The organism is Neobacillus sp. MER 74, assembly GCF_023714155.1.
This window is the reverse complement of the sequence record NZ_JAMAUV010000082.1, coordinates 1-406: the sequence shown is the minus strand read 5'-3', so window position 1 is coordinate 406 and position 406 is coordinate 1. Positions and strand designations below refer to the sequence as shown.

At 64.5% G+C, this 406-nt stretch carries 1 pseudogene; it reads right to left on the bottom strand.

Annotated features, from left to right (window positions below):
* Positions 1-135: 135 nt before the first annotated feature.
* A pseudogene (locus tag M3610_RS27570) lies at positions 136-406 on the bottom strand (hypothetical protein); the annotation flags it as partial.

Below are 406 nucleotides of genomic sequence, written 5' to 3'. Positions count from 1 at the left end.
CGCGGCATGTTTCGTTCGACGACTAAACAATTCGGGTGCGAACGCGAAGGGGCGACACACCGTTTCCCCGCGTTCTGCATCACATCATTGCGTTTGGCGAAACGATTCGATGACCGTCCTCAAATCGTCATGTCGTCACGCCGGCGCATCGAGGTCGGCGCTGCGCGCGGGCACGAACGCGACCGCGACGATCGACAGCGCGAGGCCCGCCATCACGTAGTAGGTCGGCGCGAGCGGCGTGCCGGTGACCTTGATCAGCCACGTGACGATGAACTGGCCGAAGCCGCCGAACAGCATCACCGCGACGTTGTACGCGATCGACAGCCCGGTCGAGCGCACGTTGGCCGGGAACAGCTCGGCGATCATCGCGCCGAACGGCCCGTAGTAGCCTGCCAGCGTCACCGAC